Source organism: Nocardioides sp. (genome assembly GCF_036267815.1).
Taxonomy (GTDB): domain Bacteria; phylum Actinomycetota; class Actinomycetes; order Propionibacteriales; family Nocardioidaceae; genus Nocardioides.
The window spans coordinates 1-13,652 of sequence record NZ_DATAVI010000010.1 but is presented as its reverse complement, the minus strand read 5'-3'; the positions used below and the strand labels follow the sequence as shown (position 1 = coordinate 13,652).

The following is a 13,652-nucleotide window of genomic DNA, read 5'->3' as shown; positions in this document are numbered from 1 at the left end:
GCGCACGAGGGGGTGGTAGGAGTACCACACCGACGCCTCCGTGACCGGTGCGCCGCAGGCGGCGTTCAGCGCGTCGTCGCCGGCGTTGGTCGTGGCCTGGGTGGTGTCCTCGGTGACCCGGTCCCCGAGGTTCAGCGCGATCGCGCCACCGACCTCGTCGTTGCCGGGCGGGGCCGCGCTGGCCGGCCCGGCGGCGAGTGGCACGAGTGCCATCGCCAGGATTGCTGGGAGGAAAAACCGTGGTGTCTTCATGCGTGCCCCTTCGGTCCTCGCTCGATGATCCGAGGAGGGTACTGCGAGGTGTCCCCGTGCCGCCCGCACCGATGTGGCTCCGACCATGCCGTGAGACACCGGAGGGCGACCGCTCGCGCAAGCGAACGTCATGCCGGGCTTGCGACTTCGACGTCGGTTCGCAGCGATTAGTTTCCGGGCGCGGCTGGGTACGCCCGGTCAGCTCCCGCCGCTGCTCGCGTCGAGCCTGCCGACGTGCCCGCCCCGCCCGGCGTACCAGATGACGTAGCGGCCGGCGACGTGAGGCGGGTTCTCGTAGTCGGGGACCTGCCTGCCGAGGTCGATCAGCTCGCCAGTCATCAGATCAGCGAGGTAGCTGTCGTGCTCGCCGCTCGGCGGCTGGTCGATGAACCCGATGGTCTGGTCGCTCAGCACGACGTTGTAGATCTGGCGGCCGCTCCCGGCATCGAAGTCGGCCACGAGCCGGCCGGACAGGTCCGTGACGACCACGCGCGTGGTCCGCCAGTCCGGGCAGAACTCGGTCAGCGCGATCAGGGAGCCGTTGGTGACGAGCGTCCCGCGCGCACCGCCACCGCTGAGCCAGCTCAGTGGAACCATCCGGCAGCCGGCGTCCAACGACACCGGGACCTGATGCACCTGCCGGCTCGCCAGGTCCTCGGCGTACACCTTGGTGTCGCTGGCGTCGACCCAGACGGCTTCCCCGTTCGCGACGTCGATCACCGACACATCGGCGGCCGCCTCCCGACGCAGCTGCCCGGGGTGGGCGGGGTCGTAGGAGAAGAGGGAGACCCACTGCTGCTGGTGGTTGCCGTGCCCCACGACCTTGGTGATCGCGCTGAACCAGACCCGCCCGTTGTCGACCCACAGGTCTCGCCAGGGCTGCCCGGCGACGCCAGAGGGCACTCCGACCTGGGACTCCGAGGGCGCGACCCGCCGGGCGTTCGCACCGTCGACATCGGTCGTCCACAGGTGGATCCACTGTCCGGTTTCCTTGGACCAGAGCAACCGGCCGTCCGGCGTGAAGGTGGCCTGCCAGATCCCGTACTCGATCGACCCGCCGACCGGGTCGGAGATCGGTCGGGCCGGTCGGCCCGGGCCGGGCACGAGCCGGTAGCTCGCCGTGGGTGCCCGACCGTGCAGGTACAGGTCCGTGAGGCGGCCGCTGGCGTCGATGTCGAGGTACTCGGCAGCCGGCCCCAAGGTTTCGCCACTGGCCAGCGGGAGCGGCGGGTTGTCCGACGGCACCCCGTAGTCGAGGACATGGAACCCTGGCGCACGGGCGGCGGGCACGGCGTCCGACAGCTTCAGGTGCTGGCCGTACTTGTAGGGGCCGAGCGGCTCGGGTGTCGACTCGTGGTCGACTCCGAGACTGTGGATTCCGACGGGGACCACCACGGCAGCCGCGACGGCCAGGGCGACGACGCCGGTCTGCGACCGGCGACGACGGTGGTGGCGTGACCGCGCCGCCTCGACGAGGCTGCCCGGTGACGGAGCGTCCGCGGCTCTCGTCGTCAGGACCTGCGACAGTCGCTGCTCCAGCTTGTTCATCGCGCCTCCACCTCCACCAGGTCTCGCAGGACGGCCAGGCCCCGGAAGACCCGCGACCTGGCTGTCGTCTCGGGACATCCGACGAGCTCGCCGATCTCCTTGAAGGACAGCCCTTCGTAGTAGCGAAGGACGATCGCGACCCGCTGCGGCTTCACCAGCTGCGAGCAGGCCTGCCACACGGCCTCGTCGGACACCGCGTCCAGGACCGTGTCGGCCGGATCCGCGGCTAGGGGTTCGTCGACCGACCGGACCTCCGACACCGGAGACTCCTTGCGCCGGAACCGGCGCCACGCCGATACGTGGGCGTTGACGACCATCCGTCGCAGGTAGGCGTCGACGCCGTCCACGGACCGTATGTGGTCCCACTTCGGCAGGGCCCGCGACAAGGCGATCTGGACGGCGTCCTGGGCATCGGCGGCGTTCCCGGTCAGGACGTAGGCGAAGCGCAGCAAGGCCTGGCCACGCGCCTCGACGTAGGCGGCGAAATCGTCGCTCGTCTTCTCCGCACCGTGTCGTCCGATCGCCGCCACGCTCTCCATGGTCTACCAACGCCTCCCCGGGAAGATTCGTTGCGCGCCCTTTTTTGTCAGCTCCGGACCATGCCCCGTGCCACACTGGCTGCATCGGAGGTGTGGCCCATGATCTGGATGATCTGCGGTGCCGTGTTCCTGGTCATTCTCGGTCTCGGGTCGTGGCTCTTCGCACCCACGATCCGCGCGCTGCTCGGCCCCTCCTTCGAGCCGGCGTCCAAGGACGAGGCCAGCATTCTGCGGGCCCAGCAGTCCGGGAACAGCTCGGGCGCCGGGGAGTGACGCGCGGCTGGGCCTCGGCCCAGCCGGCTGAGGTGGTTCTGAGCGACTCCTCGCGCGCGTCCTAGCGAGGGTCGCCTGCCGAGGCGACCCGGGCGAGGATGGCGTCTCCCAGGGAGTCGGGAGCATGCGTCGGCACCCAGTGGTCCACGCCGGTCAGGACGACCAGCTCGTACGGCGCCCGCACGAAGTCGGCGGTCAGCTCGGCGCCGCGACGCGCGAGGGCGACGTCGCGGTCGCTCCACACGTGCGTCGTCGGCACCCGGATGCGGCCAGTCGACGTGCGCAGGGAGAACGGGAGGGCGCGGTACCACGCCAGCGCGCCGGGCAGCGCGCCGTACTCCACGATCTCGGTGCGGAAGCGCGCCACCTCGTCTGCGGTGAGCCCCCCGGAGCCCAGGAAGCGCTCGACCCTCTCCGGTGACCTGCGTGCGACCAGCTCCACGAGCCCGGGCGGCTGGAAAGCCAGCATGTACCACGACCGCCGGGCCTGGTCGCTGCTCACCAGGGAGCGCGTGAACGCCGCGGGGTGCGGGACGGAGACCGTCGTCAGGCTGCGGACGAGGTCGGGGCGCGCCCCGGCGGTCGCCCAGGCGACGGCCGCTCCCCAGTCGTGCCCGACCAGGTGGACCGGCCCGCCGTACCGCCCGACCAGCGCGACGACGTCGGCGACGAGCCGCGACAGGCGGTAGGCGTAGCGGCCTCGTGGCCGCGCCCCCGGGGAGTAGCCGCGCTGGTCGGGAGCCAGGGTCCGCAGACCGTGCGCGTGCAGCGTCGTGCTGACGGCCTGCCAGTGCGAGGCGCGCTCGGGGAAGCCGTGCAGGAGGACGACGGCCGGCGCGTCGCGCGGCCCGCCGTCCACCACGTCGAAGGTCAGCGAGTCGTGCCGAAAGCTGTCGATGCGCGTCCCTTCGACCACCGGGCGACGGTACCCGGTCGGGGGTACGTCGCCTCCGATGAGAGCGGCATCCCTCTGCGGAGGGATGTGTGGCGGCGTCGCGAGTGCCAGCATCGGCCCATGAAGCGGTTGGTCGTGTGCTGTGACGGGACCTGGAACAAGCCCGACAACGCGAACGTCACCAACGTCGAGAAGATCGCCCGCACCGTACAGACCGATCCCGACAAGACCGGCGACGTCTACCAGCTCGTCTACTACATCAGCGGGGTCGGCGCCGACGGCTACGAGGCCGACCGGCTGCTGGGCGGGGCGTTCGGGTTCGGCCTGTTCCACAACGTGATCGCGTGCTACCGGTTCCTGGCCCAGAACTACGAGCCCGACGACGAGATCGTCATCCTCGGCTTCAGCCGCGGCGCCTACACCGCCCGCTCGCTGGCCGGCATGCTCGCCACCGTCGGCCTGCTCACCAAGGTCGCGCTGGTCGAGGAGCGCCTGCCGTGGGCCGTCCACCTGTACCAGGCGACGGCGATGCCGTCGGGTGCGTTCGGCGAGAGCGTGGACGAGTTCAAGCACGACCACTGCCACGCCGCGAAGGTGACCTTCTTGGGCGTCTTCGACACGGTGGGTGCCCTCGGGGTCCCCGGCTTCGAGAGGGAGACGCCGCGCTTCCACAACGTCCAGCTCAGCGATCAGGTGCTGTGCGCCAGGCAGGCGCTGGCCATCGACGAGACGAGACTGAAGTTCGCGCCCAGCCTCTGGGAGGCGCCGAGCGAGGTCGAGGGGCCGCCGACCGAGGACCCTCGGGTCAAGCAGGTGTGGTTCGAGGGCGCGCACTCCGATGTCGGCGGGGGCTATGCCGAGACCGGCCTCTCGGACACGGCGTTGCTGTGGATGGTCAAGGAGGCCCACGCGGCCGGCCTGGTCTTCGACCCGACGCTGCTGGGCACCTACGTCGACAGCGGCTCCGACCCCATCTGCCACAACCCGCTGAGCCTGATGTTCAAGGCCGACAACGAGATCCTCGAGGCGAAGGACCATCTCCCGTGGCAGCGCCACCTGGATGCCGAGTTCAGCCACGGGATGCGGGTGCTCACCAACCCCCGCGCCCTGTCCGTCCGGGTGGCGTACTCGGCGGTCAGGCACCTCCAGGACGACACTGACTACGCGCCCTCGAACCTGACGGCTCTCGCGGCCGAGACGAACGGCTTCGCGGAGATCCTCGAGCACGTCGTGCCGCTGCCCGAGGCCGGGCTCGAGTTCGCAGACCTGGGCAGCCCTCCCCCACCGGCCGCCTCCCCCTCGACGACCACTCCCTAGTCTCCTGGCCGCCACCGCGGGCCGGTCGCGACAATGACCGTCATGGAGAGCGTCGAGGTCGTGGTGGCCCATGACCAGCGCGCGACGCTCCGGGTCGGCGGGGTGTTCCTGAAGGTCGACGCGGACCAGGCCGCCACCGACGTCGAGGTCGAGGCGATGGCGCTGGCCCCGGTGCCGACTCCCGCGGTCCTCTGGCGCGAGCCCCCCGTCGTCGCGCTCGCGGCGGTGAGGGGTACGGCGATCGGCCGCCTGGGCCGGCCGTCGACCGCGTCGGCGGCGGCGTGGGTCGCGGCGGGTGCCGCCATCCGGAGGCTGCACGACGCGCCGCTGCCGTCCTGGCGCGGACGAAGCATCGACGAGAAGGCGTCCGGGCTCGACCGCGAGTGCGCCTGGCTGGTGGCCAACGACGTCCTGCCGGCCGATCTCGTCAGCCGCAACCGGCGCCTCGCGCAGGTCGCACTGCGACCCTCGACGCCGGTGTTCATGCACGGAGACCTGCACGTCGCCCACGTGTTCGTCGACGGCGACGAGGTCACCGGCGTGCTCGACCGGTCGGAGGCGGGCCAGGGCGACGCGATGTACGACCTCGCCAGCCTCACGCTCGGTCACCGTGAGCACCTCGCCGACGTCCTCGTGGGCTACGGCGCCGCGGACGCCGATGCCGAGGTGATCCGCGCCTGGTGGTCGGTGCGATGCCTGACCGCCATCCGCTGGCTCCTCGGGCACGGCTTCGACCCGGCGGCGCCGGGCTGCGAGATCGACGTCCTCAGGTCACAGGCCTGACCGGACCCTCCTCGCCACGCCCTCCCCGGGAGTCCCCTCCTCGTGAACCGGAGTGCGGGCGGTCCGGCCCGAGCACTACGGTCGCCGACATGACCTCGGACGCGTTCACACCCGCGGGCTTCGAGCCACCCACCTCGCTGGTCGGCGCCGGTTTTCGCCTCGAGCCGTTGGGACCACAGCACAACGAGTCGGACCACGCCGCCTGGACGTCGAGCATCGCGCACATCCGCAGCACTCCCGGCTTTCGCGACGGGAGCTGGCCGCCGGTCGACGGGATGACCTTGGAGGAGAACCTCTCCGACCTGCGGCGCCACGCCGACGACTTCCGCACCGGGGCGGGCTACACCTTCACCGTGCTCGACCCCGACGCCGACGCCGCCGAGGTGATCGGGTGCCTCTACCTCTACCCCTCACGCGAGGAGGAGTGGGACGTCACGGCGCTCTCCTGGGTGAGGGGCGACCGGTCGCACCTCGACGGCCCCCTGGCCGACGCCGTCGCCGACTGGCTGGCCAGCGACTGGCCGTGGGCGCGGGTGGACACCCGCGGCCGCTGAGTGCCCCGTCCCGGCAGCGCGACCTGCGATGCCCAACCCGGATGTCTCAGTCGAAGACGGCGCTGTAGGCGTTGAGGGCGGGTTGCCCGCCGAGATGGGCGTACAGGACCGTCGAGCCCGGCTCGATCTCCCGCGACGTGACGAGGTCGAGGAGACCGGCCATCGACTTCCCCTCGTAGACCGGGTCCAGGATCATGCCCTCCAACCGCCCACTGAGGCGGATGGCGTCGACCGTCGACTCCACGGGGACGCCGTAGAGGTCGCCGGCCCAGCCCTCGAGGACCGCGATCTCGCCGTCGCTCAGATCGCGTCCCAGCCCGATGAGCCCGGCCGTGTGACGGGCGATCCGCGCCACCTGGTCCCGCGTCTTGTCGAGCGTGGCGGAGGCGTCGATCCCCAGCACCCGCCGCTGCCGCCCGCCGGCCTCCTCCAGCGCGGCGAACCCGGCGACCATGCCGGCGTGCGTCGATCCGGTGACCGTGCAGACGACGATGGTGTCGAAGAAGACGCCGAGCTGCTCCTCCTGGGCCGCGACCTCATAGGCCCAGCCGGCGAAGCCGAGCCCGCCGAGGTGATGCTCCGACGCCCCGGCCGGGATGCCGTAGGGCTTCCCGCCGGCCTCCTCGACCTCACGCAGCGCGTCCTCCCACGACGAGCGGATCCCGATGTCGAAGCCGGCGGGGTCGAGGTGGACGTCGGCCCCCATGATCCGCGACAGGAGGATGTTGCCGACCTTGTCGTTGACCGGGTCGTCCCACTCGACCCACCGCTCCTGGACCAGCCGGCACCTCAGGCCGAGCCTGGCGGCGACGGCAGCGACCTGTCGGGTGTGGTTGGACTGCACCCCGCCGATCGACACCAACGTGTCGGCACCCTGGGCGAGCACGTCGGGCACGATGTACTCCAGCTTGCGGACCTTGTTGCCACCGAACGCCAGGCCACTGTTGCAGTCCTCCCGCTTCGCCCACACCTGCGCGCCGCCGAGATGGCGGGTCAGCCGGTCGAGGGGGTGGACCGGGCTGGGTCCGAAGGTGAGCGGGTAGCGCTCGAAGTCGTGGATCGACACAGGCGGGCTCCTCCGGGAGTCGGGGCGCGGCGAGGGAGCCGGCGTCCGGGGATCTCAGCCTAGGACCGCCGGCTCGCGGGTCGTCGCGCCTCGGGCCGCTGGGGCTGCTCGGGCTGCTCGGGCTGCTGGGGCTGCTCGGGTCACTCGACGACGATGTCGAGCTCGCGCCGCCAGAGGTCGAGGGAGGCCTCCTCGAGCGCCACGGGCCACTGCTCGCCCAGAGCCGCTGTGAGACGACGGGCTCGGGTGAGGTACTCCCGCGCGATGGCGGTGTGTGCCCGGACGAGCTGCTCGGGATCGGAGCCGATCGCCGGGATCGCCCGGATCGCCGCGATCTGCTCGGCGGTCAAATAGCGGTTGAGCCGCTTGGCGCCGTCGGTCTTGCGCACGCCGTTCTCGGCGAGCATCAGCGGGATCAGGAGGGTGTCCCTGAAGGCGGCAGCCCCCTGGGCCAGGGCCAGCCACTCCTGACGCCGGACCACGGTGACCGTGACGCCCATGAAGTACAGGAAGAGCTCGACCTGACCGTCCGGGAGGTAGGGCTCGCCCGCCATCTCGTCCGCGGACGACGCGACGTCGCGCACGAGGCCCCGGCGATCGAGCAGGACCCGAGCCGGGTAGGCGTCCTGGGCGAAGTCCGCCCGGTCGTGCCAGACGACGTCGACGTGGATCCACTCGGGGGTCACGAAGACGAACCCGTGGGTGACACCCGGGATCGGGTGTGCCATCGCGGTCGGCATCACGCGGGCGAACCATGCGGCGACGTCGGCACCGAACGCCTGGGCATCGCTCACCAGCAGATGCAGGTCGACGTCGCTCCAGTCGTCGGCGGTGTCGCGCGCCAGCGAGCCGCCGACCCAGGCCGCCAGGACTTCGGGGTCGCGCTCGCACGCGGCGACCAGGAGGGACACGGCCTCCTCGAGCCGGCCCGGGATCCACGAGGCGTCCACGGGTGCCACCCTAGACACGAGCGGGTCGGCGCTCAGGAGGCCAGGACGCTCACGAACCCAGGACGCTCATGAACCCAGGGCCGCGAGGACCACGATGAGCGCGGACACGAGCCCCGCGACGAGCAGGAGCCGCTCGGCGACCGACGACACCTGCCTCATGACGGCGGCATCGGCTGAGCGATGCCCGAGATGATGCATAGCTGAATTCCCCCACCTGAAGGTGTGGCGCCATCCCCCCGACGGCGACCCGGGTACACGCTTGCATTGCGTCAGCGGCTCCCACCAGCCCTCGAAGGGCCCCGCGTCGTAGTCCCTTGAGACCACGGGCGAGCCTCGGGCGTGGACCGAACCTTCCGGGCCGGTGCGGCATCTGAGCCACCGACGCCGGGAGGTTCCCGGCCGGGTGGGTTCATGGAGGTAGTGCGATGACGACGATCCGGTCGCTCGAGGTGGCGACGGTCCTGGCCGCCGTGCTCGCGATGCCGCTGATGGCGATGACGTCGGGCCCGGCCCTCTCCGAAGGCGCTGTCGCGCGAGCCTCCGACCCGCACGTCACCGAGCTTCAGCTGCCCCAGAACCTCCCCATCGGCGCCGAGCCGCAGGTGGCGTACCTCGCCTTCGCCGACTTCCCCCACTCGACCGAGAAGCTCATCTTCCGGCCGGGAGAGACACCCCTGGATCCGGAGAGCAAGCACGAGGACGAGCACCTGACCCGCGTCCGGCACGGCTTCGTGCTCACCTCCAACCACACCCGGGTGCGGTTCGTCCGCGACGACGGGAGCCAGCGACAGCTGGTGCGCGCGAAGTCACCCGACTACGTCGCGGACGCGATCGCGTCGCGCGACGGCCGGTTCGTGGCCGTGACCCTGCACAGCGTGCTCCAGGCTCGCGAGAAGATCGTGATCCGACGGATCTCCGACGACGCGCTCGTCGCGCGGCGTGCCTTCGACTCCCCGATGGTCGTGGCGACGTTCACCCGGCACGTCGCCCTGCTGACCACCGGCAGGTCCGCTGTCGACGGACCCCGTCCCCACCGACGCATGCTGACGCGCAGGTGGGACCTCGACACGGGACGCCTGCGCACCCTCGACGACGCGGGACGACGCACGCTCGGCACCGACCCGATGTACCAGCCGGGCGACCTGACCGCCGGCCAGGTCGCGGTCAACCGGGGACACCACGACCGCGTCATCCCGATCCGTGCGTCCGCGCACGTGCGGGTCTGGCGCACAGGAGCCCACGAGCGCGTCCAGTCGTGGTCGCCGGACGACCGCTTCGTGCTCACCGCCGCCCACCACGGCACGAGTGGCGGCTGGGACCTCCTCCGCGTACGGCGCGCCCGCGACGGAGCGCTCGTCACGACGTACCTCGGGGCGAACAACCTTTTCACCGACAACTCCTGGGAGCCCGCCTGGGAGACCGCCTCGACGTTCGTCTTCACCGCCGGCTCCGACTGCGGCCCCGACGGCAGCCCCGAGGGCGGCGACTGCATCTCCCAGCTCACGATCCGCTGCACCGTGCGTGGCGCCTGCGAGCAGGTCGCGCTCCCGGTCGGCGCGGACGCCCAGGCGCAGGAGCGGCAGCTCCCGCCGTCGTGACGCCTCGCCTCGCGCGCCGCTGCTCAGCGGGTCGCGTGGCAGACGTCGCGGCCAGGCAGGGCGGGCATCGTCCGGCCCAGCTCGGCCGAGACCATCGCGATCACGACCGGGCTCGCGGGCAGCTGGGTGTGCGAGAGCTGGAGACCGGGGCAGACCCGCTGCACGGAGAAGTCCAGCGCCCCGGTCAGGCTCGCGGTCCGCGGCGGCGTGGAGACGCGGTCGTCGTCGGTCCAGATCGAGACCCAGGCGGGGCCCGGCGGTGTCTCGTCTCCGCTGTTGAGCTGCTGGATCAGACTGCTGTCGGTGGCCAGCTGCTCGCAGGCGGTCGGGCACTTGTCGGGGGCCAGGTCGCCGGCGAGCGCCGCGAGGTCGGTGCCGTGCTGGGGCGAGCCCAGAGTGACGATCCGACGGGCCACCGAGCCGCCGTCGTACTGACGCGCCCAGAGCCGCACGATCACGCCTCCCGCGGAGTATCCGACCAGGTCGACCGAGCGCGCACTCGTCGACAACACCTGACGCACGGCGTCCTCGACGACGTCGGCCTGGCGGTTGAGGTCACCGGTGCCGTCACCCTCGAGCGGGACGACGGTCACGGTGCGGCCCTCGCGGCGCAGCGCGGCCGCCATCACGTCGAGCCCGGTCGTCCCGCCGCCGTACCCCGGGATCAGGAGCACCGGTGGCTGCGCGTCCTGCGCGACCGGGTCGGTCCCGGCCCGGTCGCGGTCCAGGTGCGGCGCCACCAGCACGACGGCAAGGACGACGAGGCCGGCGAGGACCAGAGCCGTCGCCGTGAGCACGAGCCGTCGCCGCGCCGGAGCCAGGTCGTCGAGCACCCGCCCAGTCTGGCGCGCCACCCCAAGGCCCCCACCACCCACCCCGGTGGGATGGTCCGTACCGGACTCTCGGGAAGGAGTGTGGTCGTCAGCCGCCGGCGACGGCGGGGATCACCGAGATCTGGGTGCCTTCGGGGGTGGCGGTGTCGAGGTTGTCGAGGAAGCGGACGTCGTCGTTGCCGACGTAGACGTTGACGAAGCGGCGCAGCTCGCCCTGCTCGTCGACGATGCGCCCCTTGATCCCGGCGTAGCTGGTGTCGAGGTCGTCCAGGACGGCCGCGACCGTGTCGCCGTTCGCCACGACCTCGGACTCGCCGCCGGTGTAGGTGCGCAGGATCGTCGGGATGCGGACGGACACACTCATGGGTACTCCTCCTCGGTGGGCTGGTCCGCTGTCTCAGGCGAGGCCGGTCGCGGTGAAGGCAGCGTAGGACGGGTCGATCGTGGCGGCGGGTCCCACCGAGTCGGCGACGGCGTCCAGCGTCTTCAGGCCCATCCCGGTGTTGATCACGACGGTCTCGAGCGCGGGGTCGAGCCGACCGCTCTCGACCAGCTTCTTCAGGCAGGCCACGGTGGTGCCACCCGCCGTCTCGGTGAAGATGCCCTCGGTGCGGGCGAGCAGCAGGATCCCGGCGCGCACCTCGTCGTCCCCGACGTCCTCGACGGCGCCGCCCGTGCGCCGGCAGATGTCGAGGACGTAGACCCCGTCCGCAGGGTTGCCGATGGCCAGGCTCTTGGCGATCGTGTCCGGCTTGACCGGCCGGATGGCGTCGACGCCGGCCTTGTATGCCGTGGCCACCGGCGAGCAGCCGGTCGCCTGGGCACCGAAGATCCGGTAGGGCTTGTCCTCGACCAGGCCGAGCGTCACCAGCTCGCGCAGCGCCTTGTCGACCTTGGTCAGCTGCGAGCCCGAGGCCACCGGGATCACGATCTGGTCGGGCAGGCGCCAGCCCAGCTGCTCGGCGATCTCGTAGCCGAGCGTCTTGGAGCCCTCGGCGTAGAACGGGCGGACGTTGACGTTGACGAACGCCCAGCCCTCCTCCTCCCCGGCGATCTCCGAGGCCAGGCGGTTGACGTCGTCGTAGGTGCCGTTCACGGCGACCAGGCGATCGGTGTAGACGGCGCTGTTGATCTGCTTGGGGCGCTCGAGATCGGCAGGGATGAAGACCACCGTCGGGATCCCGGCCCGCGCGCCCGCCGCGGCCACGGCGTTCGCGAGGTTGCCGGTGCTGGGGCAGGCGAAGACCTTGGCGCCGAGCTCCCGGGCAGCACTGAGCGCGCAGGCCACGACCCGGTCCTTGAAGGAGTTGGTCGGGTTGGTCGAGTCGTCCTTGACCCAGAGCGCGCTCAGCCCGAGCTCGCGGGCGAGGTTGTCGGCCTTGAGCAGCCGGGTGAAGCCAGGCTCGGTGTTCGGGCTCTCGGTGATGTCGTCGGGGACCGGCAGCAGCGCTTGGTAGCGCCAGATGTTGGGGGGCCCCGCCTCGATCTGCGCGCGAGTGACCGCGGGGAAGTCGTAGGTCACCTCCAGCGGGCCGAAGCACTCCGGGCAGGCGTACTGCGGGCCGAGCTCGACCTCGTGCCCGCACTCGCGGCACGAGAGCGCGCGGGCGTTGCCGAAGGCACCCTCGCGGACCTCTGGCTTCGGGTGGTCTGGCTTCGGGTGGTCTGGCTTCGGGTCCTCCGGCTGAGAGCCGGCTTGGGCCGGGTCCGGCGCGGACGAGTGGGTCTGGGCCTCGGTGGCCAGCGTGGTCACGACGGACTTCCTCCTCCTCATCTTCCCCGCGACGTCTCTCGCCACGGGACGGATTTGGCACCATTCCCACGCCATACGCCGATGACGCGTCGTGCGTGGTGGTTGCCGGGACGTCGACGGGCCGTTCCCTCAGTCCCTCTCGATGAGCTGGTCTCAGCCTACGAGCGCCCCGCCGGGCGGCGTACCGCTCATCCATATATTGGACACTCGTCTCGCTTCGTGGACGTGCTGATGGGTCGTGACGGCATGGGCCGAGGACGCGCGAGACCCTCACGAGCAGCCGCTCGGAACGCTCGACGACGCGGACTTCCTGGCCTCTCCTGGCACTTCTTGGCCGCTGCAACCCCCAGGAAGTGCCAAATCCCCCGCTTCAGCGGGGGATTTGACGCCAAACCTCAGCTCAGCCCGCCGCCCCGGCCGCGGCCTGAGCCCGGGCGTCGGCGGTGAGGCGCCGCAGGAGGTCGAGGACGCCGTCGGGACCGTGGACGACGACGTCGGAGCGGTCCAACAGGGCGCTCTCCTCGTCGGACGCCGAGCAGACGAGCAGGGTGGCCAGGCCCTGGTCCCGGAGCTCGGCGACGGCCTCGAAGGCCTCGACGTCGCCGAGGTCGTCGCCCGCGAAGAGGAAGCCTCCCGCCGAGGTCTGCTCGACGAGGTCGCGCACGACGGCCCCCTTGTCCATGCCCGGCGCCCGCGCCTCGATCACGTTGCGGCCCGGCTCCAGCACCAGCTGATGGCGATCGGCCAGGTCGCGCAGCCGCGGCTCCAGGCGGGCGAACGCCTCGGCCGGATCCGCCAGGCGTCGGGTGTGGACGGCGACCGCCAGCCCCTTGTCCTCGACGAACGCATCCGGTGCCCCGGACTCGCGCAGCAGGCCGGGCAGCTCGCGCAGGTATCCCGACAGACCCGGCGGCGGCCGCGGCGAGACCACGCGACGACGCGACGACGTCCATCTCTCGAAGCCGTACTGGCCGAACACCATCAGCTCCCTGTCGCGCTCACCGATGCGACGTCCCACCTCGTCGAGGCCACCGAGGGCGAGCACCTTGCGCGCCGGCCGGCCGGTGACCACGGCGACGGCTCGCACGACGTCCGCGAGCTCGAGCAGGACCTCGGGCGCGTCGGGATGGATGTGGGCCGAGTCGGGGTCCTCGACGATCGGCGCGAGGGTGCCGTCGAAGTCCAGGCCTACGACGACCGAGCCCGCGGTCGCCACGAGCGCGGCGTACCGCTGCTCGGCCTCGGGCGTGGTGAAGCGCACGGCCCACACCCAATCATGCGGGCGCGGGCG

At 71.6% G+C, this 13,652-nt stretch carries 15 protein-coding genes and 1 riboswitch; of the genes, 5 read left to right on the top strand and 10 right to left on the bottom strand.

The features are described from left to right. The 3 genes from VHW64_RS01985 to VHW64_RS01975 all read right to left on the bottom strand — a co-directional run. On the bottom strand, positions 1 to 213 hold a 213-nt coding region (locus VHW64_RS01985; RefSeq protein ID WP_329648826.1), incomplete at its 3' end, for a hypothetical protein. 237 nt (positions 214 to 450) lie between these two features. Next, positions 451 to 1,800: a hypothetical protein gene (locus VHW64_RS01980; protein ID WP_329648825.1), complete on the bottom strand. Its 1,350-nt coding sequence runs from the start codon at positions 1,798 to 1,800 to the stop codon at positions 451 to 453. Beyond that, positions 1,797 to 2,330 (bottom strand): SigE family RNA polymerase sigma factor, encoded by a 534-nt coding sequence (locus VHW64_RS01975; protein ID WP_329648824.1) that lies wholly within the window; start codon positions 2,328 to 2,330, stop codon positions 1,797 to 1,799. The genes VHW64_RS01980 and VHW64_RS01975 overlap by 4 nt, the downstream gene beginning before the upstream one ends. Positions 2,331 to 2,438: 108 nt before the next feature. Here VHW64_RS01975 and VHW64_RS01970 point away from each other — a divergent pair, with 108 nt between their 5' ends. Further along, complete coding sequence (locus VHW64_RS01970; protein WP_329648823.1) at positions 2,439 to 2,612, top strand: hypothetical protein; 174 nt, start codon at positions 2,439 to 2,441, stop codon at positions 2,610 to 2,612. A gap of 61 nt (positions 2,613 to 2,673) precedes the next feature. Here the strand turns inward: VHW64_RS01970 and VHW64_RS01965 are convergent, their stop codons facing one another. After that, positions 2,674 to 3,528, bottom strand: coding sequence for an alpha/beta fold hydrolase (locus tag VHW64_RS01965; RefSeq protein WP_329648822.1), 855 nt, complete (start codon positions 3,526 to 3,528; stop codon positions 2,674 to 2,676). A 99-nt stretch (positions 3,529 to 3,627) separates the two neighbouring features. Between VHW64_RS01965 and VHW64_RS01960 the strand changes: the two genes are divergently transcribed. The 3 genes from VHW64_RS01960 to VHW64_RS01950 all read left to right on the top strand — a co-directional run bounded on the left by VHW64_RS01960 (position 3,628) and on the right by VHW64_RS01950 (position 6,161). Continuing rightward, entirely contained in the window at positions 3,628 to 4,824 is a 1,197-nt protein-coding gene (locus tag VHW64_RS01960; RefSeq protein ID WP_329648821.1) for a DUF2235 domain-containing protein, read from the top strand. A 42-nt stretch (positions 4,825 to 4,866) separates the two neighbouring features. Further along, on the top strand, positions 4,867 to 5,607 hold the full coding sequence (locus tag VHW64_RS01955; RefSeq protein WP_329648820.1) for an aminoglycoside phosphotransferase family protein: 741 nt from the start codon (positions 4,867 to 4,869) through the stop codon (positions 5,605 to 5,607). Positions 5,608 to 5,696: 89 nt separating this feature from the next. Further along, entirely contained in the window at positions 5,697 to 6,161 is a 465-nt protein-coding gene (locus VHW64_RS01950) for a hypothetical protein (RefSeq protein WP_329648819.1), read from the top strand. A 46-nt stretch (positions 6,162 to 6,207) separates the two neighbouring features. On the opposite strand, the gene VHW64_RS01945 is transcribed toward VHW64_RS01950, so the two are convergent. Beyond that, positions 6,208 to 7,227 carry a 1-aminocyclopropane-1-carboxylate deaminase gene (locus tag VHW64_RS01945; protein WP_329648818.1) on the bottom strand — a complete coding sequence of 340 codons (1,020 nt, stop codon included), beginning with the start codon at positions 7,225 to 7,227 and terminating at the stop codon, positions 6,208 to 6,210. Between the two features lie 140 nt (positions 7,228 to 7,367). Beyond that, positions 7,368 to 8,177 carry a nucleotidyltransferase domain-containing protein gene (locus VHW64_RS01940; protein WP_329648817.1) on the bottom strand — a complete coding sequence of 270 codons (810 nt, stop codon included), beginning with the start codon at positions 8,175 to 8,177 and terminating at the stop codon, positions 7,368 to 7,370. Between the two features lie 425 nt (positions 8,178 to 8,602). Between VHW64_RS01940 and VHW64_RS01935 the strand changes: the two genes are divergently transcribed. After that, positions 8,603 to 9,775 (top strand): hypothetical protein, encoded by a 1,173-nt coding sequence (locus tag VHW64_RS01935; RefSeq protein WP_329648816.1) that lies wholly within the window; start codon positions 8,603 to 8,605, stop codon positions 9,773 to 9,775. A gap of 23 nt (positions 9,776 to 9,798) precedes the next feature. Here the strand turns inward: VHW64_RS01935 and VHW64_RS01930 are convergent, their stop codons facing one another. From VHW64_RS01930 to otsB, 4 genes are all read right to left on the bottom strand, one after another. Beyond that, positions 9,799 to 10,608, bottom strand: coding sequence for an esterase/lipase family protein (locus VHW64_RS01930; RefSeq protein ID WP_329648815.1), 810 nt, complete (start codon positions 10,606 to 10,608; stop codon positions 9,799 to 9,801). A gap of 88 nt (positions 10,609 to 10,696) precedes the next feature. Continuing rightward, positions 10,697 to 10,972: a MoaD/ThiS family protein gene (locus tag VHW64_RS01925; protein ID WP_329648814.1), complete on the bottom strand. Its 276-nt coding sequence runs from the start codon at positions 10,970 to 10,972 to the stop codon at positions 10,697 to 10,699. A gap of 33 nt (positions 10,973 to 11,005) precedes the next feature. Further along, a complete protein-coding gene (gene thrC / locus VHW64_RS01920) occupies positions 11,006 to 12,361 on the bottom strand; it encodes a threonine synthase (protein ID WP_329648813.1) in 1,356 nt (451 codons plus the stop codon). Between the two features lie 14 nt (positions 12,362 to 12,375). Further along, positions 12,376 to 12,510, bottom strand: a riboswitch (SAM riboswitch). Positions 12,511 to 12,761: 251 nt separating this feature from the next. Next, positions 12,762 to 13,652 (bottom strand): trehalose-phosphatase (otsB, locus tag VHW64_RS01915; protein ID WP_329648812.1); only part of this gene is annotated, 891 nt, incomplete at its 5' end.

Coding starts and splice junctions, on each gene's coding strand:
- VHW64_RS01970 (WP_329648823.1), top strand. CDS start 2,439: ATGATCTGGATGATCTGCGGTGCCGTGTTCCTGGTCATTCTCGGTCTC.
- VHW64_RS01960 (WP_329648821.1), top strand. CDS start 3,628: ATGAAGCGGTTGGTCGTGTGCTGTGACGGGACCTGGAACAAGCCCGAC.
- VHW64_RS01980 (WP_329648825.1), bottom strand. CDS start 1,800: ATGAACAAGCTGGAGCAGCGACTGTCGCAGGTCCTGACGACGAGAGCC.
- VHW64_RS01950 (WP_329648819.1), top strand. CDS start 5,697: ATGACCTCGGACGCGTTCACACCCGCGGGCTTCGAGCCACCCACCTCG.
- VHW64_RS01935 (WP_329648816.1), top strand. CDS start 8,603: ATGACGACGATCCGGTCGCTCGAGGTGGCGACGGTCCTGGCCGCCGTG.
- VHW64_RS01925 (WP_329648814.1), bottom strand. CDS start 10,972: ATGAGTGTGTCCGTCCGCATCCCGACGATCCTGCGCACCTACACCGGC.
- VHW64_RS01955 (WP_329648820.1), top strand. CDS start 4,867: ATGGAGAGCGTCGAGGTCGTGGTGGCCCATGACCAGCGCGCGACGCTC.